Genomic DNA, 25,632 nt, shown 5'->3' with positions numbered 1-25,632 from the left:
CTTGCCTAGTTCTTCAGTTTCCCATTTTCGATCGTATAGAAATTAACCATTCGATCATTCAGCGAATTCATCAGATCCGTAGCGGAAATAAAAATCTGAATTTCTTTGGGTAATAAATCCAACAGCTTGCTGCGCCGGTACTGATCCAATTCACTGAATACATCATCCAGCAGCAAGATCGGCGTATCATTTTTAATCGTGTTGATCATCAGCACAATCCCAACCTTCATTGCCAGCAGAATCGTTCTTTTCTGTCCCTGCGAAGCATAATCAGCAGCATCCTTGCCATTAATCAAAATCGTAAAATCATCTTTATGTATGCCATAAGCAGTCGTTTTCATAAAACGGTCACGTTCATAAGCTTCCTGGTATTTCGCCATGAATCCCTGCCGCATTTCATCCTCACTTAACGCAGGATCAACACAGCTCATATATTTCAATTCAAGCTGTGTTTCATCACCTGAAAGCTCATGATAAAAGCCTTCGCTGATTTTAAGCAGATCACTCATAAACTTCACACGCTGACGCAGTATGATAACCTGCAGCTCGGCCATGCGTTCATTTAAAACGCTCATATACTCTTCACTGAATTGCTCTCTTTTTAAGACAGCATTACGTTCTTTCAAAAGTTTTGAATAATCGTTTAGCTTAGACATATAACTTTTTGAAAGCTTACCTAGCTCAATATCCATAAATCTTCTTCTAATTTTTGGCTGAGCATTAAATAAAATCATATCATCCGGGCAAAACATCACCGCATTGCATTCACCGATAAAATCTGAAACACGATGAACCGGATTACGGTAAATATAAAGATTTTTACCAGAAGCTGAAACACTCACGCGCAATTCTTCTTTCTGCTCTTTCTTCTCAAGTACCGCATCGATCCCGAAATAATCAGCATCTTTTCTGATTAAATCACTGTCATCACTGCTGCGATGAGAACGTGTAGTTGAAAGATAATATATACTTTCCAGCAGATTTGTTTTCCCCTGTGCATTCTTCCCTAAAATACAGTTAATTCCTTTTTGGAAATGAAAAATACAGTCATCATAATTTCTGAAATTTCTTAAACGCAGCTTGGTCAGAATCATCAAACAATCGTATAATGCTCACCGTTGACAATCACTCTGTCACCTGGATAGAGCTTTCTGCCGCGGCGATTTTCTAACTCATCATTTACTTTGATATCCAGTTCCTTAACAGCATATTTAGCTTCACCGCCGGACTGTACGATATCTGCCATTTTAAGCATTTGAGCTAAGGTTATAAATTCTGTATTTATTTTAATTTCCATAGAAAAAACCTCTTTCACCTATCTTAAACATTATACCACATTTTCATGTGTTTTTGGGGATTTTCTCAACTCTTTTTAACCTAAAAAAGCAAAAGAAGGATAAAAAATCCCTCTTAATTTTTTTATAAATTTTACTAAATATTTTAAGCGTATGTTCTGACTGGCAATACCAGCTGAAGGATTGAATCATCTTCGATCGGCTGAATTACAAATGGCTTCATTTCTCCGCAGAAGCTAAAACGAATCTTGCCTTGACGAATTGCTTTTAAAGCTTCAAATACATAACGGCCATTGAATGAAATATCTAAATGCTCACCTTTAAATACCGCATTGCTGAGATTTTCCGTTGATGATCCTACCTCTTGAGAACGTGAAGAAAGGATACAAGCTTTTTCATCTAATGACAGTTTAATTACTGAAACACCATCACTCTTGATGAAAGACGCACGGTCAATCGCGCCTAATATCTCAGCTGTGTCAATTTCCAGTTCATAATCAAAAGCAAGCGGAATCAATCTGGAAATATCCGGGAATACCCCGTCAATCAGACGCGTTTGAATAACCGTATTTTTTAAGATAAACTGAGCTTTCTTATCGGAAATAGCAACAGTGATTTCTTCATCTGCTTCTAACGTTTTAGATACCTCATTCAGATTGCGTGATGGAATCGTGATGTTAAAAGTTAACTCCTTTTCAATCTCCACAACCTTCTTAGCAAGTCGATAACTGTCAGTTCCAACACAGCGCATCGTATGACCTTCACAGAAAAAATTAACACCGGTTAAAGCGGGTCTTGTTTCACTGGTACTGGTTGCGAAAGATGTTTGTGAAATAATTTCTTTTAAAATATCTGAATTGATTGTGAAATTGTTTGCGGGTCTGATAAAGTCAATCATTGGATAATCCATGGAATTCATACCGTTGATTTTAAACTCTGCCGTTTTGCCGCTAATCTTAGTTTGAGTACCGTCTAAGATTTCAAGTTCTAATTCATCAGAATCAATCTTGCGGACAATTTCCAAAATATATTTAGCTTCAATAACAATTGAGCCAGTATCGTTGATTTGTAATGTTTCTTCGTTATCACTGTGGATTGTTGTTTGGATAGAAATATCTGAATCACTGCCAGTAAGCACAAGATGATCCAGCTTAGCTTCAATCTTAATTCCTGAGAAAGCCGGCAGCGGTGAAAAAGAAGAGATGGCTCTTGATACTGTTGACAGCGCGTTATAGAAAACTGATTTTGACACTTTGAAATACATGATGATTCCTCCTTTGAAACAGTTGTTTATTTTCTTTTTTTTAATACTATTACTACTACTATTAGGATGTGGAAAAGTGGAAAACCCTAAAATATCCTAATGAATGGTTATATTTTATCAAATTTTGATGTGGAATGATAGTTTATAATCGTGGAAAAAGTTAAGAAATACCAAGCTTGCTTTCAATCTTGCCTACCGCCTGAGCCGTCATATCATTCTGTTTGATCGATTTTGTCATCTTATCATAGGAAGACATGATTGTAGAATGATCTCGGCCGCCGAATTCAGCACCGATTTTAGAGAATGGCAGATCCATATGCTTGCGGCATAAATAAATAGCAATATGACGGGCGTTGGATATACTCTTGGTTCTTGATTTTGATTCGATTTGTTGGCGGGTAAGTCCATAAAATTCACAAACAGCCTTTTTAATCCTCATCACCGACAATGTATCATCCTGATTTACAACTGCTGGATTTTCTTTAAATACTTCCACCGCAAATTTTAAATCGATAATTTCAGGATTAAAGAGGATGGCTTTAAAAATAAGGTTATTTAAAGCTCCTTCAAGACTTCTTACATCAGCAGAAAAACGATTGGCTATGTATTCAAGCACTTCTCTTTGTACCAGCACCTCTTCCTGCCTGCCCTCCAGCTTCTTTTCAAGAATAGCATAGGCAGTTTCAAATTCCGGTGAGTCAATGCCTACCGATAAACCAGAAGAAAAGCGTGAAATTAAGCGTGTTTCAATTCCTTTAAGCTCAGATGGATGAATATCACTGGTGATAATTACCTGTTTATCATTACTGATCAGTTTATTGTAAAGATTAAAGAATATTTCCTGACTGCGGCCCCATTGCGCAAGCCGCTGAATATCATCAATTAACAGATAATCCACATTACAGATTGCTTCTTTTACTTCTTCAATCGTTTTATCTTTGATAGAGTTAACGACCAGCGTTATAAAATCTTCACTGTAAATATATAATACTTTTTTATCCGGCTGATTTTGTTTTACATAATTGCCGATCGCATGCAGCAGATGTGTTTTACCTAGACCGGAATTACCGAATATAAATAATGGATTGAAAAATTTTCCAGGTGTCATGGCGCATGATAAAGCGGCAGCATGACTTTCCCGGTTGCTTTGACCAACAATGAAGTTATCAAAGGTATATTTATCAAGCAGCTTATCCTCAAGAATGACCTCTTTTTTAGGTGCCGGCTGATTCGCGTTAGCAGCATCGATATCTTTTTTTAATCTTACTTCGCACTGCATGGTTTGATCCATGACTTCGCTTAGTTTTTGCTGAACAAATGACAAACATTCAACACTTTCAAAAACTTTTTTATTGATGACTGATGGGACTAAAATAATCGCTAAATCATCAATTATATCATAGAGTGTGGAATTAACAATAAACGCGTTAAAAGTAGCTGAATCAAAATAATCGCTTTCTTCGATGAGTGTTAATGTTTGGTTCCATATTGAATTTAAGTTGTTCTTAACATACGTAGACATTAGCATAACCCCTTTATTTATAGACAATTTTACTATAATTCAACTCAAAATACTATTGTTAAATCGGGCCGAAAAAAGTTTTCCACAGGAAAAACTTCAAATAGCTGTTAAGCATTGGCATTTATTAAGTTTTCCACAACTTTATGATGTGGAAAAGCTGTTGATAAACTTTTGTGGATAAAGTAAATTGTGGAAAACGTGGATAACTTTATGCCTTCAGATTTCTTTTCCATAAGTTATCAACATAAAAAAAGCCCATTATATAAGTGTTTAGTGTGGATATCAACGTTTTCCACATACGGTTGAAAACATGGTGAATTTGATTGCGGATAAGCATGTGTAAAACTATTGATAAAGGTTTTCCACAGTTGTGTAAAAATACTTTATCCCCTTTTAACGTGTCATTTTAAGTAAGATTGTGGAAACTTTGCGCAAAAGGTGGAAAACATGCATAAATTTGATCAAAAAAAGACAGAAAATCGCAGTATTTATCAGAGAATTGATTCATGTTATGTGGAATTGTTCATGCAGCCAGTCAAATAACAGCATAATATCGCGGTAGCTGTCCTTCATTGTTTCATTCAAAAAAATGACAGCAACACTGCCGCTCATCTACTATCTAATTATTTTCCTGTTATTTTTAATTTATATTCAGCGCTGCTTGAAGGACGGTGGAAAAGTTGATGCCAGCTTTTTCTGCTTCAAATTTAAGCAATGAAAGGGTCATGCAATACTTCCTTACATTAAAGATAGCTCATGCATTTTCTGTGATAATATTGCTAAATCCTATCAAAACTGCTATTGACATTGATGTAAGCGTTTGCTAGAATGAAAAAGTAATAAAGGATTGTCACTCTTCGGGAGGCATCACCATCAAGAAACAAATATCTTGGGTGAAGTACAGCTTGAAGAGTTTTTATTTGTTTCTGAAAAAAATTTTATGATAAAATTAAGAAAGAAGGGATGAACATAGAAATTCTGTTGATGGAACTTCAGAAAAAGGGAAGGTGATGTCCGATGAAGGTTATGAAGAAAATAAATAACAATATCGCATTATGTGTTGATGATCATCATCGGGAGTTAATCGCGGTAGGTACCGGTATAGGATTTAAACAGTGTCCTTATGAAATTGAAAATCTCGATACTATTCAGCGAACATTTTATGATGTCGATCCGATGTATTATAATTTGCTGAATGAAATATCCGTTGAGGTTTTGGAGGTAGCTGCCAGAATTGTTGATATTGCCCGTCTTAAGATTGAATCAGAATTAAGTCCTAATGTGGTTTTTACACTTGCTGATCATATCAATTTTGCAATTGAACGAATTAAAAAGAATATTCATATTCAAACACCTTTGTATAATGATATTCAGCACTTATATGAAACGGAATTTAATTTAGGAGAGACAGCGGTAAAAATGATCCAGCAGTCAATGAAAGTTAAATTACCTAAAGGTGAAGCCTGTAATATCGCAATGCATTTTGTTAATGCAGAAACAATTTCATCTATTTCACGTCAAATGCCAAACAGCGATGAAGTAATTGAGGAAATTATTGAAATGATTGGCGCATATTTTCAAATTCATATTGATAGAAATAGTTTCAATTATTCAAGATTTGTTTCTCATTTATTGTATTTATTGAAACGACAGGATAAAGCGGACAGTATATCCAGTGAAAACAGAACAATGTTTGTATATGTTAAAGAGCAATATCCTAAAACCTATGAATGTGTTCTGAATATTAGGGATTATTTAATGAATGAAATGAATTGGACGTTAAATGATGAAGAATTATTATATTTAATGTTACATATTAATCGATTATGTGCAAGAGCGGATTGTCACCGATAGAGCATCACCCTTAGCGCAGAAATTACATGAAAATCATGTGGTTTTTGAGTTAAGGGTATTTTTATGAAAAAGGAGCAAATTATGAAAAAATATGAACAAATAGCCAGTGAAATATTGAATGAGATTGGCGGTAAAGAAAATGTTACTTTTGTAGCGCATTGTATGACTAGACTGCGTTTTAATTTAAAGGATCAAAGTAAGGTGAATCAAGAGAATATTAAAAAGATTGAAGGTGTGCTGGGGTGTCAATTTTCCAGTGGTCAGTTTCAGGTAATTATCGGGCAGACCGTTGAACATGTATATAAAGAAGTCTGTGAACTTGGACATTTTGAAATGAATAAGGTTATTGATGATGAACCAAAAGTAAAACAAAAATTGACTTTAAAAGGTGTTGGCAGCAATATAATGGAGGCTTTGGCTGGCTGTATTGTGCCGTTGATTCCTTTGATGATGGCAGCCTCAATGTTTAAAATGTTAGTTGCTGTCCTTGGTCCGACAATGCTGAATATTCTCAGGGAGACAGATGATTTATATACTTTGTTCACTTTTGTCGGCGATGCTGGTTTTTATTTCTTTCCGATAGTATTAGGTTATACAGCTTCTAAGAAATTTAATGTTACACCGGTAATCGGCATGTTCTTAGGTTGTATCATGATGCATCCAACCTTCACCTCCATGGCGGTGGCCGGTACTTCATTTACTATATTTGGAATTACCTGCAATGTACAAAACTATGCCTCAACACTGCTGCCAATTATTTTATCTATTTGGGTGATGAGCTATGTTGAAGCGTTCTTTAAAAGCATACTTCCACAGTCACTTAAAACCATTTTTGTACCATTTTTAAGTATTATTGTTATGCTGCCAATCAGCTTATGTGTGTTAGGTCCTATTGGATCTATCGCAGGTAATTATATTTGTGATTTCCTTTTAGGCTTAGATAAGATTCCATATGTGGGATTCCTTGCGGTTGCTTTGATTGCCGCATTCTGGGAATTCTTAGTAATGAGCGGTATGCATGTCGTTTTCATTACTTCTCTGGTTATGGTATTTGCACAGGCGGGTCAAGAAAGTTTAGTTTCAGTAGGTGGCTGCATCGCGTCAATTGCGGTTGCTGGAATGCTGATTGGTTCCTTCTTTAGAATTAAAGACAAGGATGAGAAATCATTAACGCTTGGTTATTTTATTGCCTCAATCATCGGTGGTGTTACTGAACCTGGCTTATATGGCAATGGTATAAAGTTTAAACGGCCATTCATTGGTTTGATAGCCGGTGGCTTTGCGGGTGGTTTATATGCCGGTATTATGCATGTTACATGTTATGCAATGGTACCGGTAGCTAGTTTTATTGGTCTGACAGCCTTTGCCGGTGGACCAACGATCAATATGGTACATGGTGTTATTAGCTGTGCAATTGCATTTTTGACAGCGGCTGTTGTAACATATTTTGTAGGCTATGATAAAAATAATCCGGTAGTTAATGAATAGTAATATGCATGATAAAATATCAAGTATATAAATTTAAGAAATACTGCAAGCGATTGTCTGATCAATGTATAAGATTTGATAGGGTAAACCAACTATCAAAAGTTAGAGAATGACATTTATAGGGGAGACAGGATAAAAAATGAAAAAGATATTAATAAGAGCTGATGATCTCGGATACAGTGAAGGCATTAATTATGGCATTGCGAAAAGTGTACGCGAAGGAATTATTAAGTCAGTGGGAATAATGACGAATATGCCGGCAGCTGAACAAGGTCTAAAGCTGTTAGCGGATATTGATGTATGTTATGGTCAGCATACCAATATCTGCATCGGCAAGCCGCTGAGTGATCCTAAATTGATACCGAGTATTACAAATGAAAATGGTGAATTTAAATCATCAAGAGAATATCGCAGCGCCAAGGAGGATTTTGTTAATCTTGATGAAGTAATCATAGAAATAGAAGCTCAATATCATCAATTTATAAAGCTGACAGGAAGAAAACCACAATATTTTGAAGGTCATGCGGTATCCAGTGATAATTTTATAAAGGGACTTAAAATAGTTGCTGCTAAGTATGATTTAAAATATTCAGGGATGCCATCAGAAGCTGAACCGCATTTAGTGGGCTGCCATAAGGTTTATATGTGGATGGAAAGTATGCTGCCTGAGTATGATCCTATAAAAACATTAAAAAAGATGGTATTGAATGCTCATGAAGATGCCTGTGATGTACTTATTTGTCATCCTGGTTATTTAGATGCGTATATTCTTAAAACCTCATCCTTAACCATACCTAGAACCTTAGAGGTAGAAATGGCATGTGATCCTGAAGTAAAAGCATGGCTGGCAAAGCAGAATATTGAAATGGTGACTTATAGTGATTTATAAAAAATTATGATATTGAGTTATCTTTATGGACATCAAATATGAAAATTTATGGAAATTTTTATAACTTATGGTGTGTTTTTACCTCATAAACACCTTGCTTTTAAAGAATTAAGTTGACGGAATTTATATGGTAGTGTATAATCAAATAGCAATGTTCTATTTGTAAAAATTAAATAAAGAAGTGGAGGTGGCTCTATGAAAAGAACATATCAACCGAGCAAAAGAAAACACCAAAAAACCCACGGTTTCAGAGCCCGTATGGCAACGGTAGGAGGGCGTAACGTATTAGCTCGCCGTCGTAGCAAAGGCAGAAAAGTGTTATCGGCATAAAAAATCACCGTCCGGTGATTTTTTTGTGTTAGTGGAGGTTATCGATGAAGAAAGAGTTTAGAATCAGAAAAAATGAAGAATTCCAAAAGATACTGCAATTTAAACGTTTCTATGCTTCTCCCTCTTTAACTCTTTATGTGAAGCCTAAAAATGAAACCCATGCCCGTGTTGGCATATCCGTAGGGAAAAAAATTGGTGGTGCAGTCCAGCGCAATAAAGTCAAGCGGCAATTGCGTATGATGCTTCAGGAATGTTTTGATTTTGACGGCAGTTTTGATGCAATAGTGCTTGTTAGACCCCATTTTAACGAAGAAAGTTACAATACTAATAAAAACTACTTGGAAACGCTGCTTAAAAAAGTTAAAATATAAGAAAGACTAATGCGAGGAGAAAATTAAATGAAAAGATTTTTTAAGGACAAAAAGAAACTAATACTGCTAAGTGTGTTTTTGGTAGTATTATTAGCAGGCTGTTCAAATTACATTGATAAAGAGACAGGCCGTGTAGCAGTAGATAAGATTATATCTTTAAGCACTACATGGAAGGCATCTTTTGATGAGGGATGGTTCACAGGTATCTTTGTATGGCCAGTTGCACAGCTTATCAACTTAATTGGTGATAAAACCGATGCGGGTATCGCAATTATCGTAGTTACATTCTTAATTAATATTGTTATTGCGGCGTTCTCAATCAAGAGTCAGGTTGCGACACAGCGTATGCAGATGATTCAGCCAGAGTTGAATAAGATTCAAAAGAAATATGAAGGCAAGACAGATGAGCGCTCTAAGATGATGATGGCTCAGGAAATGCAGGCATTATATTCTAAGTATCAAATTAATCCATTCAGTTCGATTTTAGTTATGCTTGTACAGCTGCCAGTTATTCTTGCAGTTTATCAGGCAGTTATGAGAGCTGAAGCAGTTATTAACGGAAGCTTTATGGGAATTGATTTAACACAGACACCATTAACTGGTATGAAAGCTGGACAGATTTCTTATTTTGTTATCTTTGCATTAATGGTTGTAATGCAGTTCTTGAGTATGAAATTCCCAATGTGGCTGGCAGAATGGAAGAAAAAGAAATCAGGTAAGAAGATTAAGGCTTATGCGAATGAACAGCCTGCCGGCGGTATGGCTGGTTCAATGAATATGATGACTTATGTATCTGTTGGTATGATCGCGTTTATCTCATTGTCATGGCCATTGGGTATGTCATTCTACTGGTTAGTTTCATCAGTAGCGAGAATTATTCAAAATATCGTAATTAATACGTTCTTTATTAAGGACTAGGAGTAAAAAACATGGATACTTATACAGGAAAGAATCTAGAGGAAGCTTTAAAAATCGCGGCTGATAAAAAGGGCTGTACGGTTGATGAACTTACTTATACAGTGGTTGAAGAAAAAGCGGGTATTTTCGGTATAGGCAGCAAGGTAACGGTTAGTGCATACTGCGACAATGATATTCGTCAGTTCATCATTAATTATCTTGATAACTATTTCAAGGGTATTCATATGGAAGTTGAAGTAGAATGCGTTAAGGATGATTATCAGTATAAGGTACAGTTAAATGCTGAAAACAATGCAATTCTGATTGGTAAAAATGGTCAGACACTGCAGGATATCAATACCGTTGTGAAGGCTGCGGCATCTAGTGAATTTAAAAAGAAGGTTATGGTATTAACAGATATTAATGGCTATAAGGAAAATAAATATGTCAAGGAATGTTCCGCTGCATTGCGAATTGCCAAGACAGTGCAGAAAACAAAGGTTGATGCAGTTTTAGATCCAATGCCAAATGATGAGCGTAAAGCAATTCATACATATCTGGCTAATATGCCAAGAATCAGAACAATCAGTGAAGGGGAAGGCAAGGACCGCCGCTTAAAGATTGTTTATGATGCTAATAAAAGATAAGTATTAAAATTTTAAAGTAAAACAGTGATTCAACAGATTTTATTCTGTATAGGATCACTTTTTTTTATGAAAAGCGATAAGAAAATCAGAAATTATAAATTTCAGTAAGCTTCCTGTAAAAGGAAAAAATTACCTGAAACCCATCATCTTATAATAGATTATGATTAGGATGACCTTAGAAAGGAGTATTTTATGATTACTAAACGTCAAATTGAATTGTTAATGAAGCTTAGTGAAAAAGATGATGGATATCAGACTGCTGATGAGCTTGCTGATTATTTTCATGTGAGTTTAAGAACAATTTATCAGGATATATCATATTTAAAAACTGAATTAGACAATCATTATGCAACAATAAAAGCAATAAGTTCTAAAGGGTATTGTTTACAGATAATAAATAAAGAAAAATTTCAAATTTATATGAATAATTTATTTAACAATTACTATCAAAAATTTCATTTTGATGATCCATTATCAAGAAATCACTATATAATTATGCGCTTATTCACAACAAAAAAGAGTTTTCTTACACAGACACAACTGCAGAATGAATTATATATATCTAAATCAGCACTATCAGCTGATCTAAAGAATGTTAAACAATTACTAAAGGAATATCATCTTGAGCTATTCTATAATCCACATTCAGGATTACAAATAAGAGGCAGCGAACTTAATAAGCGAATTCTAATCCTGAAGGAAAATATCCAGTTTCAATCAATGAATCAAATAACACAACAAAATTTCAATAAAGAAATTACAATCATCGTAGAAGAAGTCTTAAATTCACATAGGTATATAGTATCAGATGTAATTTTTCAAAGTTTGATTATTCATGTTGAACTTTCAGTACAACGGATGATTCAAGGCAGTTTTGTAAATGATGAAGAAATAGAAGAGATAAAAGAGGATGGAACAGAATATTTGATAGCACTGGATATATTGACACGACTATCTAAAAAATTTGGTTTTCCACTTAAAAAATCTGAAATTTACTTATTGTCAATTAATCTACTAGGTAAAAAAAATTATGATGAAGATGATGTAATATCTCAGGAACTGAATGATTTTATTTTAGAAGAACTAATAAAAATAAATCACGAATATAATCTAGATTTCACATGTGATTTGAATTTTAGAATCGCTTTAGCTTTACATATAGCTCCTATGCTTAAAAGGATGCAGTATCACATGCAGTTGACAAATTCAATTACTTTAAATGTAAAGCAGAACTATCCGCTTGCTTATGATATCGCTGCAAGCATCATGATGGGAATCTATGAATCATATGGGTATAAAGCACTTGATGATGAAACTGCTTATTTGGCAATTCATATTAATTTGTGTATGGAACAAGATAAGAAAATGGCAGAACCAAAGCGTGTGTTATTAATTTGCCCGAATCGCAAAAGTGAAACATTGCTATTAACTCAACAGATTTACCGTCGTTTTCGCCAACAGATTCAGGATTTATCAATTACGCCTTCCTATCGATTTTCTGATATTAATTTAACAGATTATGATGTTATTTTTACTACTGAAGAGCAAGTAGTAAACGATACTATACAAGCAATTCATATCAACTACTTCCTTGATGAAAAAGATTATTTACGTATTGAGCTTGCTTTGAATGGTATCAATGATGTTAGTCAGTTAAAAAATTATTTCGATGATGAATTGATGTATTTTGGCAATGCAGAAGATAAAACAGAAATCATACAATTATTATGCCTAAAAGCGGAAAGAAAATATGCATTGAAGAATTTAAATGAACAGGTAATGAGAAGGGAAGAAATTGGGGGAACTTATTATGGAAATTTTGTTGCTATACCTCATCCTGAGCAAATGATCAGCAATGATACTTTTATTGCTTTAGCTATCTTAAAGAAACCAATTGTATGGCAAGATAATCATAATGTTAGAATGATCCTTTTGGTTTGTATTGAAAAGAATAATGCAAGAGCATTACAGCTATGGTATTATCTGTCAAATTTAATTAGTGATGAAAATTTAGTTAAAAAGATGATAAAAGCCAGAAATAGTAATGAATTTAGAATTGTATTAGATGAATTGCAGAAGATGCAGTAAGCTTACTGCAAATGGTTGGAATTTGCTATGAAGAAACGATGATATAACTATATCAGATAAACATGAAGTAATCTCGATTAACGAGTAGAAAGGTTGGCGTATGCATGGTTAAGTATGTAATTATTACACATGGACCATTGGCTGAAGCATTTAAAGAAACTTTGAGAATGTTTTTCGGCAATGATGTAGAAAATATTTTTACGATAGGTTTGTATCCAAATGAAGCTATTGATTCACTTAAAAATAGCATCGCTTCACTAATAAAAAAGCAATATACAAAGGACGGATTATTAATTTTTCTGGATATTTATGGTGGCTCACCATTTAATATGACAGCGTGTGTACTTAATGAATTAAGTGATGATTATTCTTGTATTGAATGTTTTAGCGGTGTTAATTTAGCAATTCTAATGGAAGTTATTGCTAACAGTAATAGCCTGTCTTTAAAAGAAATGTGCGAGTTAATAGAGCATAAAGGTCCTGCTTCAATCATTAATGTGAGAAAAGCATTGGAATTGTAATTAATTAGGAAATTTCATTTCTAAGGGGCGCAAATAGAAATGATAATTTAAAAGAAAGGAGGTTTATAAATGAGGAATATTGTATTAACACGAATTGATGAAAGATTAATTCATGGTCAGGTAATGACATCATGGCTGAAAGTAAGCAGTGCTAATGTAGTGCTGATTATTGATGATGCCTCAGCTTCTAACACTTTCTTAAAACGTGTTTTACTGGCAGCCGCACCTAAAGAGTTAAAAGTTTATGTAATGACACATACTGATGCAGCCGTATATTTGAAGGAAGCATCTGAACCTGGTGAAAAAATTTTTATTATTACAAAGGTACCGAAACCATTGCTTCAGATTATTAAAGAGGGTGTGATTTTACATGAAATTATATTAGGTAATATGGGCGGAGCAGAAGGAAGAAAGATGTTCAGCAGAAATATTTCAGCAAGTCCTGAAGAAATTCAGGATATGAGAGAAATTATTAATTGCGGGGTGTCTATTTATTGTCAAATGATACCTGCCGATTTAAAAGAAAATATTAAGGGGCTTCTATAATCGATAGATTAGAAAGGAGATTAGTATGGAAGTAAGTATTATACAGATTTGTTTGATTGCTCTATATTATTGTTTAGCTGAAACTGCATGGCCTTTTGGTTCAATGGGAACATGGGCAACTATTAATCGTCCAATGGTATCCGGTCTTATTATTGGTATGATTTTGGGAAATCCAGTACAGGGTACAATCATTGGCGCAACGATTAATATTATGTATTTAGGAATTATTTCTGCGGGTGGTTCACTGCCTGCTGATTCAGGAATGGCTGGTATACTTGGAACTTCCTTTGCATTAATTGGCGGCTTGGATATCAATGCTGCCTTGGCGTTAGCTGTTCCTTTAGGTTTGTTTGGTTCAGTTTTGAATGTTCTTACGATGACTGGACAATGCTTTTTTGTAACATTAGCTGATAAATGGATCAGTGAGGGTAAATCTAATCATTTAATGTTTGTCAATGTATATATTCCTTATGCAATTAAATGGATTATTCGATTTGTTGCAATCTACGTGATTCTATATTTTGGTTCAAGTGCAGTAGTTTCTATTTCTGAATCATTAAGCGGACCAGTGCTTGATGCTTTAAGTGTTATGGGTGGTTTATTACCTGCTGTTGGTATAGGACTGATGTTGTTGACAATTTTTGAAGGCAGAGCAAAGTGGTTTCTGTTCTTAGGCTTTTTAGCAACTAGCTTTTTAGGCTTAAATACAATTGCTGTATCACTTATTTTTGGTATCGTTGCAATCGTGGTAGTAGGCTTTACAGCCACAGATTTTGCTGCTTTTAAAGAGGTGAGCGATACTAATGAAAATACATATAAAATTATTAATAAGAAAGAGTTAGTTCATGCTTGGCTGCGTTGGCAATATTATAATGAGTCTTGCTATAACTATGAACGTATGCAGGGGATCGGTTTCTGTACTGCAATGGTACCAGTATTAAATAAAATTTATAAGAATGATAAGGCTGGTTTGATAGCAGCTATGAAACGTCATTCAATGTTTTTTAACACAGATCATGATTTCGGCGGCATGATTCTTGGTATATGTACATCGATGGAGGAACAAAAGAAATTAGGAGCAGATATTCCTGATGAAGCTTTTGTTTCATTAAAATCAGGTTTAATGGGACCATGTGCAGGTATAGGAGATACATTATCACAGGTAGTATTAATTCCTGTATTAGCTGTTATCTTTATAAATTTAGCAACACAGGGGGCTGTTTGGGCACCAATCGCATATACAATAATTTTCTTATCTATATTTTATGGTGTTGGTTATTGGATGCTGTTTATTGGTTATAAAAGCGGTGGTGAAACTGTTTTAAGGCTCATGGAGAGCGGTTTATTTAATAAGGTTATAGAAATAGCTGGTATTCTTGGCTGCGCGGTAGCAGGTGCATTAATCTGTAATTATGTTTCATTCAATTGGAATATTGTCATGGTCCAAAATGAAGTGGAAATATTTAATCTGCAGACTGGCGTATTCGACGCAATTGTACCTAACCTTATGCCTTTGCTGCTGACACTTGGAGTATATTTTGCAGCTAAAAAAGGTGTTAAAAGTTCGACAATTACATTTGCGACCATGGGTTTAGGTTTTGTTTTGGGAATTCTTGGTCTGATAGCATAAGTAAAAAAATTAATATAGTTAGGAGCTAGTGATATGAAAATCAGTAACGTGGGTATGTATGTAAATGATTTAGAGGGAGCAAAGGAATTCTTTATGACCACTTTCGATGCTCAAATACATGATATTTATGAAGAGGACAATGGATTTAAATCCTATATTTTAAAATTCGATGAAGGACCTAAATTAGAGTTAATGAATAAACCAGAGATTGTAGATATAAAAAAAGATCGAAATCAGGCAGGATTAATTCATATTTGTTTGAAAGTAGATAGTTTAGAGAAGCTGAATGAGGTAATCACTAAATTCAAGGCTTCAGGTTATGAAATACTTTATGAGCCAGCAACAGTAGGTGGTAAAGAAGTTCGTGCTATCACTTTCGAGGATAATATATTGGAAGTAAGTGCCTGATGAATGATTCAGAAAGAAGGTGTTGATCAATTATGAGTGTATATCATAAAGTGTTTGGTAATGAAAAGCCAATTATTGGCATGATTCATTTAAAACCGCTGCCTGGCTCTCCGCTTTATATGGGGGATATGAAAAATATCTATGAAGCAGCTTGTGAAGATTTAAATGCTTTAATTCAAGGTGGTGCTAATGCTGTGCTTATTGAAAATTTCGGCGATATTCCTTATCCAACACAAAATGAATTATTAACTACAATTGCTTTTTCAGCTATTGCTGTCAAATTGCGGGAACAATGTAAATTACCAATGGGTATAAATGTACAATTCAATGATTTTGAAGCTGAATGGGCAATTGCATATAGTGGTGATTTCGATTTTATAAGAGTTGAAGTGTTTGCAGAAAACCGTATGGGGCCTAATGGTGTATGTAATGCCTGTGGTCCGCAGTTAATGCGTTTAAAAGGAAGGTTTCCAAAGGAGATCGCATTACTTGCTGATGTCCATGTTAAGCATACATTTCCAATAGTAGATCAACCTTTAGACTTTACTGTAGAGTCAATAATTGAAGGCGGTGCAGATGCATTGATCTGTACAGGTATAACTACTGGTAAAAGTCCAGACTTAGATGATGTAAAGGCAATGAAACGTTTAGCTGGTTCAGTTCCTGTTTTAATTGGTAGCGGCGTAAATGAAAATACAATTCAAACTTTTATGAGTGAAGCAGATGGAGCAATCATAGGCAGCAGTTTTAAAAAAGAGGGAAAAGTTCTAAATCCAATTGATTTTTTGAGAGTAAAGAATTTAATGTCTAAGCTCAAACTGATGGATAAAAATGAGGCTGTCAATTATGAGTGAAAAATATTGTATTATCACAGGTGCCTCAGGAGGAATAGGCTCGCAAATAGCTAAAAAGTTCTATGATCAGAATTATTATATTATCCTGTTAGACATCAATAAGGAAAAGCTTGAGAATGTGATGAAGGCAATGGATTTTAAATTGGATCGTGCAGCTTATTATCCTTTGGATATAACTGATGAAAATGATGTTAAAAATATTCTTAGACACATTTATCAGCAATATCAGCGCATTGATGTTTTGATTAATGCGGCAGGTATATGTGGTGAATATGCAAAAGCAATTGATACATCAATTTCCAATTTCAAAAAAATATATGATGTAAATGTATTTGGTACATTTCTAATGATGCAGAATGTATTGCCAATTATGATTGATCAGCGAGCAGGAGTTATCGTTAATTTTGGTTCTGTCTCAGGGTTGAGAGGCTACACTTATGAAATTGCATATGGTTCAAGTAAATGGGCTGTAATCGGTATGACTAAAAATATAGCAAATGAATATGGCAGCTGTGGTATTCGGGCTAATTCTGTATCACCTGGTTGGGTAGATACAGATATGATGAAAAAAACATTAATCAATTATAAGCAGCTGGGATTGTCAGAGACAGTTAATATTGGTCCAATTAATAGGCCAGCGGACCCAATCGAGATTGCAGAAGCTGTTTATTTTTTAAGCAGTGGTGCAGCAAGCTATATCAATGGTGCGAATCTCGTTGTTGATGGCGGAAAGTTATGTGATTAATAAAACTAGGAGGATAGTAAAATGCGTAATGAATTTTTTAAAAAGAAAATGATTATTGGAATGGTTCATTTATTGCCATTGCCTGGTAATGCAGCATATCAGAATAATAAGGATGAGATTGAGTTAAGAGCTATTGAAGATGCTAAAACTTTAATTAAGGGAGGTGTCGATGCAATTGCATTAGAAAATTTCAGTGATTGGCCGCAGTACAGTACGGAAATTCCGTTAGAAGCTTATTCTCTAATGCTTAATATTGCAACAAAAATTAAAGCTTTCTGTAATCTTCCGTTTGGCATCAATATCGAAATGAATGCATATCGTCAGGAATGGGCTATGGCTTATGCTGTAGGTGCTGATTTTATAAGATTGGAGGCATTCGTAGATAATCGTGCAGGTTCTTTTGGTTATCTTGAAGCGTGTTCAACACCAATTGCTAAAATAATGAAGGATTATCCTTCAAATACATTGTTATTTACCGATGTACATACGGCAGAGACTTATGGTATGCCAAATATACCGATTAATGAAGCGGCACAAAATGCTAAAAATCATGATTCAGCAGCAGTAATTATTACTGAAAATGATTTCAATCAACGGGTCAGTATTGATGAAGTAAAGGCTATGCGTGAAGCAGTAGGAGATTTCCCTATTATAATTGGTGCTGGAGTTAAATGCGAAAATGTTCTTAATTATTTGGAATATGCTGATGCTGTTATTGTTGGCCGTGGTTTCAAGAAAGGAGAACATGTGGATTTGACATTAGTTGAAAATTTTATGAAGGTAGTAAGATCAAAATATGATTAAAATTATTAGCAGCTGATTATATGTCAGCTGCTTTATTCTTGAAATAAAGAAAGTCAATGATTGAGCATTGACTTGTTTAAATTTCAATAATTTCCTGACTGTGAAACAGCACAACTTTCTTAAAATGATTATGTTTGATTAATTCTTTAACCATAGTCAAATTAGGGTGTATTGGATATATGAGCGTATGAACATGCTGCTGGCGGCTGATTTGTTCAGCATAACTGTCTTTATAACAAGTGCCGCTTAAGATGATCGTACCGTTTTTTAAATACCATTCAGCCAATTGACGGCTTTTATCTAGCTGAATCTGCGGGTCGCCGATCAGATGTACAGATCGAATGCTATCTGAAGATTTGAGGTTATAAGGCTTCAGCCACAGCTTATTTTGTTCAAGCTGAGTGTATTGTTTAAATAATGATTCATCAAGGATTAATTTTAAATCGGGTTTTTGATTAAGTATTAAAGCAGCTAACTCAAGACCACGGCCATTTTTAGGCACCGGCATCAGCAGATTATGATTGGATCTTTCAAGCAGTTTGTTGAACTGATACAGCCAATCCGCCGCTGTAAATGTTTGTGTTGCATAAGCACAGTCAATAATAGCCAGATCAGCATCTGTCTGATCAATACTATCACAGTAGTATAATTGAGAGTCAGGATAATAATCGCCTGAATAAAGCAATTTTGATTGTGAAGTTGCTAATGTCAGCCAAATAGAACCGATACAATGTCCGCTGCGTCCCCATTTTATTTCAAGACCTGGAAAACAAAGAGATGTTTTCATCCTTGGAAAAGTCTCATCAATAAATATCGTATTATCGTAATCAAGATGTAACAATTCATATGTAGCCCGTGTACATAGCAAAGGTTTTTGAAAACCTTGCTGTCTCAGCCATTGAAAAGCACCGGCATGATCACTGTGACAATGGCTGATAATCAAAAAGTCAGCTTGATTTATTTCTGTTGAATCAAGATGGGGGTAAGGATCAAACGTCTCTTGTGAAAGTCCGCAGTCAAGAATATAGGTAAACGGTGACTGTCTGATTAAGAAACAATTGCGTCCATGTTCACCGATACCACCAGCAACCGATAACTTTATCATTTTGTCTTCCTTTCAAAGATTTTCAGAATCAGCAGTGATATAGTTGTCAATAGCACACATAACACTGCCATAGCCATACCGCTGGATACTGATCCCTGCTCAAATTCACGAACAATAAAGGTTGAAATTGTCAAAACACTAGGCGGTGCTATCATGCTGGCTGCCACTAATTCACGCAGTGAAATAATAAAGGTCATGATCCAGCCGCTGAGGATTCCCTTAAAAATTAAAGGTAATGTGATTCTTTTAAAAATCATCAGCGGTGATCCGCCAAAGGTTTTGCCAGCCTGCATCAGTGAATCGCTGATTTGTGTCATTGCTGAAGTAACATATTGAATCGTATAAGGCAGATAGAGAATTACATAAGCGATGATCATCATTCCCAAAGTATTATAAATGGGCACCCAAGTATAAATCTGATTATAAAATAACATAATGCCGATGACTAAGACAATGCTGGGCAGCATTTCAGGCAGCAAGCTGACAGCTTCTAAAACTTTGCTTAAGCGATTCTTTTTCCTGATGATTAAAACCGCGGCAGTGCCAAACAATGATGCAATCATTGCTGAACTAAATGCAAGCATAAAGGTTGTCTGAATTGCTTTCAAGGCTTTTGTATTCTCGGTAAACAAGGAGAGATAATGACTGAAAGTAAAATTATCTAAGGCTAAACCATAACCACGCAATTTAATGAATGATGTGGAAATTACAGAAAAATAAGGAATGCCAAGTGCCAGTAATAAAATAAAACCAATAAACAGCCATGCGCTGATTTTTTGTTTACCTTTAAGAGTTATCATGGCCGTTCGGCTGCCCTTGCCAGAAACGAGCCGGTATGTTTTCTTTTCTGTTATCTTATTCTGTGAACGCCATAGCAGCAGACAAATCAGAATTAAGATTACAGAAAGTGAGGCGGAACGTCCAAAATCAATTGGAGAGGTTGTTGAATAACGGTGGATATCAGTAGTAAACACAGTGAACCCGATTCGCTGACCCAAGGTAGCGGGTGTTCCATATTCAGAGAGCGTTTTTACAAAAACAAGCAGCGCACCAATCGCGAAATTACCGGAAACTAAGGGCAGCAGAACCTTACGAATTCGATCCATAAAGCCTAAGCCAAAGAGAGCGGCTGCTTCATCTAAAGATGCCGGTACATTCAGCATGGCATTTTTTAATAATGACAGCATAAATGGGAAAACATGCAGGCTCATAACCAACACTAAACCGCCGAAACTGAAAAATGCGTCAGTCAGCCATGAAAGGGAAGGCAGAAGCTGCTGAAGCAAACCATTTTTCTGCATAAATAAAATCCAGCCCATTGAACTGATATAAGGAGGTGTCATAAAGGGAATCATTAGTATTAGATCCAGCCAATGATGCCGTCCAAGATCTGTTTTAGAAAGTAAAAAAGCCAGCGGCAGGGAAATCAAAGATGAAACAATGACAACCCAGAAAGCCAGTGAAAGTGAGTTGAAGACAGTTTGAATATTCTCATTTTTAAAGATGATTTCAAATGCATAGGTAAAGTCAAAGCGGCCATTGACAAAGACCGCTTTGGTAAAAATCATCAATAAAGGACAAAGAATGAGAATAGTCAAAGCTATCAGCAGCAAAAGCTGCAGCTTAGATTCTCTGATAAAGCTTTTCATTACTTACTGCAGAGATCAATTAATTGCTGGGCGATATCTTCAGAGTTGTCCATCATCCATTCCCAGTCAAGATCAAATACCGGTATTTCTGAAACATTTGTCCGTTTATCCGTAGTGATATCTTCTCGGCCTGGCAGCAGATAAGCATCTACTACCAATTGCTGACCTTCATCAGATAACAGGAAATCCATAAAAGCTTTCGCATTGTCTACATTTTTACTTGATTTAAGAATCATCGCCGGACGGGGATTGATGACTGTACCGCTTGCTGGATAATAAATGTTTAATGGTTCACCTTTAGCCATAGAGCTATATGCATTATAATCTACCCCAGCAACTAAGATGCCTTTCTCACCGGTTGTTACGGCTTCTAAAGCAGCTTTATTTGCACCTGGAATCATCATGCCGTTATCAGCCATACCCTCAAGGTTCTGCCATGCTTCATCACCATATTTATAAACATAACCAGATAAGAAATCTTTTACCGAGCCTGATTTTACTGGATCAGGAATTGCTAATTCATTTTTATATTCAGAGTTTTGAGCTAATTCATGCCAATCTGCATTTAATTCAGAAACAATGGTAGTATTATAAATTACCCCAACTGCAGAGGCGCTGGTTCCATAAAGCATCGCATCCTCATCAATCCAATTCTGAACCATTTTATCAGCATTTGCAGGTGTGTAACTAAGCAGCAATTCATCTTTTTTCATGCTTAAGCCGTCAGCCCATGAAGCCATGATTACTACATCAGCAATCGGATTTGCTTGTTCAGCTTCTAAACGAGCCAAAATTTCGCCGGTTGTACCCTGAAACATTTCAACATCAACACCTGTTTTAGCGGTAAAGGCTTCCGCAATCTTATCTGCCATGCCAGCTGGACTAGGACAGTACACAACAACTTTTCCCTCTAATTTTTGTGGTTCTTCCTGCTGATTGATTGGGTCTTGCAATGCCGTTTCTTCATTTGGCTTACTGCAGGCAGTTAAGCTTGCTGCCATTAAAAAGGCAGCTGCAATTCGTGTGATTTTTTTCATTGTTCTTCTCCTCTAAGTTGAATAATAGCATTTTCATTTAAGTTCAGCCGAATCATCTCATTAATGTTCATTTTATAATCAGACAGTAAGATCCAAGGCTGATCACCATGTTCAAGCAGAACCTCATAGCTGCTGCCCATGAACTGACAGGCAGCAACCTTCATTTCAAGCCTTCCCCCCGCATCAATACTCAGTTTTTCAGGCCGTATCATGTCCGTATTACTAAGCCAATTTGATTTCCCAATGAAATTGGCAACAAAGTGATTCTGAGGATGATTGTAAAGATTTTCCGGTGTATCCTGCTGTGCAATTTCACCGTCATTCATAACAATAATTTCATCGCTCATACTCATGGCTTCCAACTGATCATGAGTTACAAAAATTGATGTAATCTTACGCTCACTGACAATTCTGCGGATTTCAAACCGCATGCTTTCACGTAACAGAGCATCTAAAGCACTCAGCGGTTCATCAAAAAGAATGCAGTCAGGATTGATAACCATTGCTCTTGCAAAGGCTACACGCTGTTGCTGACCGCCGGATAATTCATGTGGATAACGTTGCTCATAGCCTTCCAGCTGCACGGTTTTTAAAGCTGATAAAACATCTTCAGAAAGGTTTTGCGTCTTATGCTGTGCTCTTAAACCGAAGGCAACATTCTCAAAAACACTCATATGCGGCCATAATGCAAAATCCTGAAAGACAAATCCCAAATGCCTTTTTTCAGCTGGTACCCAAAGCTTGCGGATCGAAGAATAAACACACTGTTCATCGAAATAAATTTCACCGGCATCAGGCTTTTCAAGTCCGGCAAGAATTCTCAGCAAGGTGGTTTTACCGCATCCGGAAGGACCGAGAATAGTTGTGAACTGCTGATCCTTGATCGTAAGTGACAAATTCTTCAGCACCTGTTTACTGCCAAAGCTTTTAGATAGATTACTGATTCTGATTTCCATGGGTGTTCCTCCATTACAAAAGCATTATAATACTGAGTCTTTTTCTTTCTGTTAATGGTTCGTTAAAAGATTGTTAATAAAAATAAATTCATTATTCAAATCCATAGATAAAATCTATAATGCTGTTAATGCTTGAAATTTACAGAATATTAACAGATAATTCATGAATTATTCAATTGATTAAACTATACTGAAAGAAAAAATCAATAAGCGGGAGAACATTAATGAATGAGAAACAAGCTGAAATATTAATTTCTATCAATGAAACAAAAAATATTACAGAGACAGCCAGAATACTCAAACTGACTCAGCCGACGATTTCTTTTCATATGAAAAATATGGAAAAAGAATATGGCATGAAATTATTTATCCATGCCAGCGGTAAAATCATATTGAGTGAGAATGGTGAAATATTACTTCATTATGCAAAACGAATTATAAGGCTATCCCAAGATGCAAGAAATGTACTGGAAAGCTATAATTTCAAAAGCCGGCCTTTGAAAATCGGGGCTTCCTTGATTCCAGGTAAATATTATTTATCAGAAATCATCGGTGAATTAGTTCATGAATATCCGCAGAATCCATTAAGTGTGTCAATTCATCCGGCTGCAACTATTTTAACAATGCTAGAACAGCTAGAAATTGATTTAGGCTTTGTTTCCATGAACCATGAACCTGACAATGAGCATCTGCAGTCAATTGCGCTGCGTCAGGATCTGATGGTATTGGCAGGCAGTCAGGAATGTTTGAAGCAGATTAATGCACAATGTTTTTTCATGCATGATCAGCAATCCAGTACCTATGAATTTACTAGATCATGGCTGAAATCCAGCGGCTTTGAGCCATATAAAATTATTGAAGTAAACAGCAGTGAGGTAATTAAAACCTTAGTAAAGAAGGGATTAGGCATCGCTGTATTGCCTAAAATAACGATTCTAAATGAAATCCAAACAGGCAGTCTGTACTTTAAAGAATTAGATGAAGTTAAACAGCGAAGTATCTATTTAGTTTATAACAAAGAACGCTATATGCTGCCAATTATCAAAACATTAATCAGACAGATCACGCAAAATGAAATTTCTATCTGTTAGGCGGCTGTCAGTTGTGCTAAAATAAGAAAGTACAAAGGGGGTAACCTGATGAATAATGAAATTAATCGACTCTTGAATTTTGCGCTTCAGCAAGGTTTGATTCATGAAGAAGATAAAGTATATGCCGCTAATCAATTATTAGGGGTTCTGGGTCTAAGTGAATTTGAGTATGTAGCTATTGAAGAAGCATTGCCTACCGCAACACCGATTTTAGAGAGCTTGCTTGATGATGCCGTATCCCGTGGATTGATAGAGAATACGGTTACTGAGCGTGACTTGCTTGATACTAAAATAATGAACTGTCTGATGCCGCGGCCAAGTGAAGTGATTCAGACTTATAATAATTATTATGAGAACAGTCCAAAGCAGGCAACGGATTATTTTTATCAATTAAGTATTGCCAGTAATTATATCCGCAAGGATCGCACAGATAAGAATATATGCTGGAAAACAGCCACTGAATATGGTAATTTGGATATTACAATCAATCTCAGTAAGCCGGAAAAAGATCCTAAGGAAATTGCGAAGGCTAAGCTGGTTAAGTCTACGGCTTATCCTAAATGTTTATTATGCCGTGAAAATGAAGGCTTTTATGGTAATATGAACCATCCGGCAAGAAATACACATCGTTTAATACCAATGAGCTTTTCGGGTGAAAATTGGTTCCTTCAGTATTCTCCTTATACTTATTATAATGAACATTGCATTGTATTAAATGCTAATCATACACCAATGTCAATCCGCAAGAAAACCTTTGAGAATCTGCTGGGATTCATCGAGGTACTGCCGCATTATTTTGTCGGCAGCAATGCCGATCTGCCGATTGTCGGCGGTTCAATCTTAAGTCACGATCATTATCAGGGCGGCCGTTATCAGTTTGCGATGGAGACCGCGGAAGTGTTGGAGAATTATACGCTGGCTGGTTATGAAGATGTGGTTATCAGCCGTTTGAAATGGCCTTTATCGGTATTGCGTCTAAAAACTCGCAATAAAGAAAAAATTATAGAATGTGCGAACCATATACTTGAAGTATGGCGCGGTTATAGTGATGAAAGTGCAGATATACTTGCGGAAACAAATGGTGAGCCGCATAATACGATTACTCCGATTGCCAGATTTAATAAAAATTATTATGAACTGGATTTGGTACTGCGCAATAATCGTACCTCAGAGGAACATCCATTAGGTATTTTCCATCCGCATGCCGATGTTCACAATATTAAAAAGGAAAATATCGGCTTGATAGAAGTCATGGGATTAGCTGTGCTGCCGGCACGTTTAAAGGATGAGATGAATGCATTGAAGCCTTATCTGCTGCGCCGTGATTCTGAATTAAAAGAAGAGGCTTTGCAGAAACACAGTGAATTTGTAAAGCAGATATTAGAAAATGAAGCTGATATCAATGAGGAAAATGTTGAAGCTGTCATTCAAAATGCGGTAGGCCAAGTATTCAAGCGGGTACTTCAGGATGCTGGTGTATTTAAAGAAGATAAACAAGGTGTTGAGGCCTTTAATCGATTTATAGGAAGCTGCTAGTCAGCTTTTTTATTTTGTTTAGCTGAATAGAAAAGCCAAATGAGCTGCAAGTTGATAAGCGGCAAATTATACAAATGTGTGATAAAACTATCAGTACAAAAAAAT

The 25,632-nt window shown here is 35.7% G+C and carries 25 protein-coding genes; 17 read left to right on the top strand and 8 right to left on the bottom strand.

Annotated features, from left to right (window positions below):
• Nucleotides 1-5: 5 nt before the first annotated feature.
• From recF to dnaA, 4 genes are all read right to left on the bottom strand, one after another.
• Nucleotides 6-1,094: a DNA replication/repair protein RecF gene (gene recF / locus DAHG_RS16165; RefSeq protein ID WP_022939390.1), complete on the bottom strand. Its 1,089-nt coding sequence runs from the start codon at nt 1,092-1,094 to the stop codon at nt 6-8.
• Nucleotides 1,094-1,297 (bottom strand): S4 domain-containing protein YaaA, encoded by a 204-nt coding sequence (yaaA, locus tag DAHG_RS16160; protein WP_022939389.1) that lies wholly within the window; start codon nt 1,295-1,297, stop codon nt 1,094-1,096. The genes recF and yaaA overlap by 1 nt, the downstream gene beginning before the upstream one ends.
• Before the next feature lie 143 nt (nt 1,298-1,440).
• Nucleotides 1,441-2,559, bottom strand: coding sequence for a DNA polymerase III subunit beta (dnaN, locus tag DAHG_RS16155; protein WP_022939388.1), 1,119 nt, complete (start codon nt 2,557-2,559; stop codon nt 1,441-1,443).
• Nucleotides 2,560-2,719: 160 nt separating this feature from the next.
• Complete coding sequence (dnaA, locus tag DAHG_RS16150) at nt 2,720-4,081, bottom strand: chromosomal replication initiator protein DnaA (protein WP_022939387.1); 1,362 nt, start codon at nt 4,079-4,081, stop codon at nt 2,720-2,722.
• Nucleotides 4,082-5,098: 1,017 nt separating this feature from the next.
• Between dnaA and DAHG_RS16135 the strand changes: the two genes are divergently transcribed.
• The 15 genes from DAHG_RS16135 to DAHG_RS16065 all read left to right on the top strand — a co-directional run bounded on the left by DAHG_RS16135 (nt 5,099) and on the right by DAHG_RS16065 (nt 18,153).
• Nucleotides 5,099-5,935, top strand: a complete 837-nt coding sequence (locus tag DAHG_RS16135; RefSeq protein ID WP_022939385.1) for a PRD domain-containing protein — start codon at nt 5,099-5,101, stop codon at nt 5,933-5,935.
• Between the two features lie 81 nt (nt 5,936-6,016).
• Nucleotides 6,017-7,423: a PTS transporter subunit EIIC gene (locus DAHG_RS16130; RefSeq protein ID WP_022939384.1), complete on the top strand. Its 1,407-nt coding sequence runs from the start codon at nt 6,017-6,019 to the stop codon at nt 7,421-7,423.
• A gap of 139 nt (nt 7,424-7,562) precedes the next feature.
• On the top strand, nt 7,563-8,312 hold the full coding sequence (locus DAHG_RS16125; RefSeq protein ID WP_022939383.1) for a ChbG/HpnK family deacetylase: 750 nt from the start codon (nt 7,563-7,565) through the stop codon (nt 8,310-8,312).
• 195 nt (nt 8,313-8,507) lie between these two features.
• Nucleotides 8,508-8,642, top strand: a complete 135-nt coding sequence (rpmH, locus tag DAHG_RS16120; RefSeq protein ID WP_022939382.1) for a 50S ribosomal protein L34 — start codon at nt 8,508-8,510, stop codon at nt 8,640-8,642.
• Between the two features lie 44 nt (nt 8,643-8,686).
• Complete coding sequence (rnpA, locus tag DAHG_RS16115) at nt 8,687-9,013, top strand: ribonuclease P protein component (RefSeq protein ID WP_022939381.1); 327 nt, start codon at nt 8,687-8,689, stop codon at nt 9,011-9,013.
• 27 nt (nt 9,014-9,040) lie between these two features.
• The gene (locus DAHG_RS16110) at nt 9,041-9,931 is read left to right on the top strand and encodes a YidC/Oxa1 family membrane protein insertase (RefSeq protein WP_022939380.1); all 891 of its coding nucleotides are present in this window, start codon (nt 9,041-9,043) and stop codon (nt 9,929-9,931) included.
• Between the two features lie 11 nt (nt 9,932-9,942).
• Entirely contained in the window at nt 9,943-10,557 is a 615-nt protein-coding gene (locus DAHG_RS16105; protein ID WP_022939379.1) for a R3H domain-containing nucleic acid-binding protein, read from the top strand.
• 192 nt (nt 10,558-10,749) lie between these two features.
• Nucleotides 10,750-12,645: a BglG family transcription antiterminator gene (locus DAHG_RS16100; protein WP_022939378.1), complete on the top strand. Its 1,896-nt coding sequence runs from the start codon at nt 10,750-10,752 to the stop codon at nt 12,643-12,645.
• 104 nt (nt 12,646-12,749) lie between these two features.
• Entirely contained in the window at nt 12,750-13,166 is a 417-nt protein-coding gene (locus tag DAHG_RS16095) for a PTS sugar transporter subunit IIA (RefSeq protein WP_022939377.1), read from the top strand.
• A gap of 69 nt (nt 13,167-13,235) precedes the next feature.
• On the top strand, nt 13,236-13,712 hold the full coding sequence (locus DAHG_RS16090; RefSeq protein WP_022939376.1) for a PTS system mannose/fructose/N-acetylgalactosamine-transporter subunit IIB: 477 nt from the start codon (nt 13,236-13,238) through the stop codon (nt 13,710-13,712).
• 25 nt (nt 13,713-13,737) lie between these two features.
• Nucleotides 13,738-15,342 carry a PTS system mannose/fructose/sorbose family transporter subunit IID gene (locus tag DAHG_RS20995; RefSeq protein WP_022939375.1) on the top strand — a complete coding sequence of 535 codons (1,605 nt, stop codon included), beginning with the start codon at nt 13,738-13,740 and terminating at the stop codon, nt 15,340-15,342.
• A gap of 33 nt (nt 15,343-15,375) precedes the next feature.
• A complete protein-coding gene (locus DAHG_RS16080; RefSeq protein WP_022939374.1) occupies nt 15,376-15,750 on the top strand; it encodes a VOC family protein in 375 nt (124 codons plus the stop codon).
• Nucleotides 15,751-15,782: 32 nt separating this feature from the next.
• A complete protein-coding gene (locus DAHG_RS20030; RefSeq protein ID WP_022939373.1) occupies nt 15,783-16,604 on the top strand; it encodes a BtpA/SgcQ family protein in 822 nt (273 codons plus the stop codon).
• Entirely contained in the window at nt 16,597-17,349 is a 753-nt protein-coding gene (locus DAHG_RS16070) for an SDR family NAD(P)-dependent oxidoreductase (RefSeq protein ID WP_022939372.1), read from the top strand. Before DAHG_RS20030 ends, DAHG_RS16070 begins: the two co-directional genes overlap by 8 nt.
• 21 nt (nt 17,350-17,370) lie before the next feature.
• Nucleotides 17,371-18,153 (top strand): BtpA/SgcQ family protein, encoded by a 783-nt coding sequence (locus tag DAHG_RS16065; RefSeq protein ID WP_022939371.1) that lies wholly within the window; start codon nt 17,371-17,373, stop codon nt 18,151-18,153.
• 76 nt (nt 18,154-18,229) lie between these two features.
• Here the strand turns inward: DAHG_RS16065 and DAHG_RS16060 are convergent, their stop codons facing one another.
• From DAHG_RS16060 to DAHG_RS16045, 4 genes are read right to left on the bottom strand one after another with little or no spacing between them, the layout of a single operon-like run.
• Nucleotides 18,230-19,258 carry an MBL fold metallo-hydrolase gene (locus DAHG_RS16060; protein WP_022939370.1) on the bottom strand — a complete coding sequence of 343 codons (1,029 nt, stop codon included), beginning with the start codon at nt 19,256-19,258 and terminating at the stop codon, nt 18,230-18,232.
• Nucleotides 19,255-20,907: an ABC transporter permease gene (locus DAHG_RS16055; protein ID WP_022939369.1), complete on the bottom strand. Its 1,653-nt coding sequence runs from the start codon at nt 20,905-20,907 to the stop codon at nt 19,255-19,257. The genes DAHG_RS16060 and DAHG_RS16055 overlap by 4 nt, the downstream gene beginning before the upstream one ends.
• On the bottom strand, nt 20,907-21,944 hold the full coding sequence (locus DAHG_RS16050) for an ABC transporter substrate-binding protein (protein WP_022939368.1): 1,038 nt from the start codon (nt 21,942-21,944) through the stop codon (nt 20,907-20,909). Before DAHG_RS16050 ends, DAHG_RS16055 begins: the two co-directional genes overlap by 1 nt.
• Nucleotides 21,941-22,900 (bottom strand): ABC transporter ATP-binding protein, encoded by a 960-nt coding sequence (locus DAHG_RS16045; protein WP_022939367.1) that lies wholly within the window; start codon nt 22,898-22,900, stop codon nt 21,941-21,943. Before DAHG_RS16045 ends, DAHG_RS16050 begins: the two co-directional genes overlap by 4 nt.
• Nucleotides 22,901-23,124: 224 nt before the next feature.
• Here DAHG_RS16045 and DAHG_RS16040 point away from each other — a divergent pair, with 224 nt between their 5' ends.
• Together DAHG_RS16040 and galT are read left to right on the top strand one after the other, a co-directional pair.
• On the top strand, nt 23,125-23,991 hold the full coding sequence (locus DAHG_RS16040; protein WP_022939366.1) for a LysR family transcriptional regulator: 867 nt from the start codon (nt 23,125-23,127) through the stop codon (nt 23,989-23,991).
• Nucleotides 23,992-24,039: 48 nt separating this feature from the next.
• Nucleotides 24,040-25,527 carry a UDP-glucose--hexose-1-phosphate uridylyltransferase gene (gene galT / locus DAHG_RS16035; RefSeq protein ID WP_022939365.1) on the top strand — a complete coding sequence of 496 codons (1,488 nt, stop codon included), beginning with the start codon at nt 24,040-24,042 and terminating at the stop codon, nt 25,525-25,527.
• Nucleotides 25,528-25,632 lie beyond the last annotated feature (105 nt).

This window comes from Dielma fastidiosa, from assembly GCF_000313565.1.
Lineage (GTDB): Bacteria > Bacillota_I > Bacilli_A > Erysipelotrichales > Erysipelotrichaceae > Dielma > Dielma fastidiosa.
Note: the sequence above shows the minus strand (reverse complement) of the source record. Positions and strands in the feature narration are given on the sequence as shown.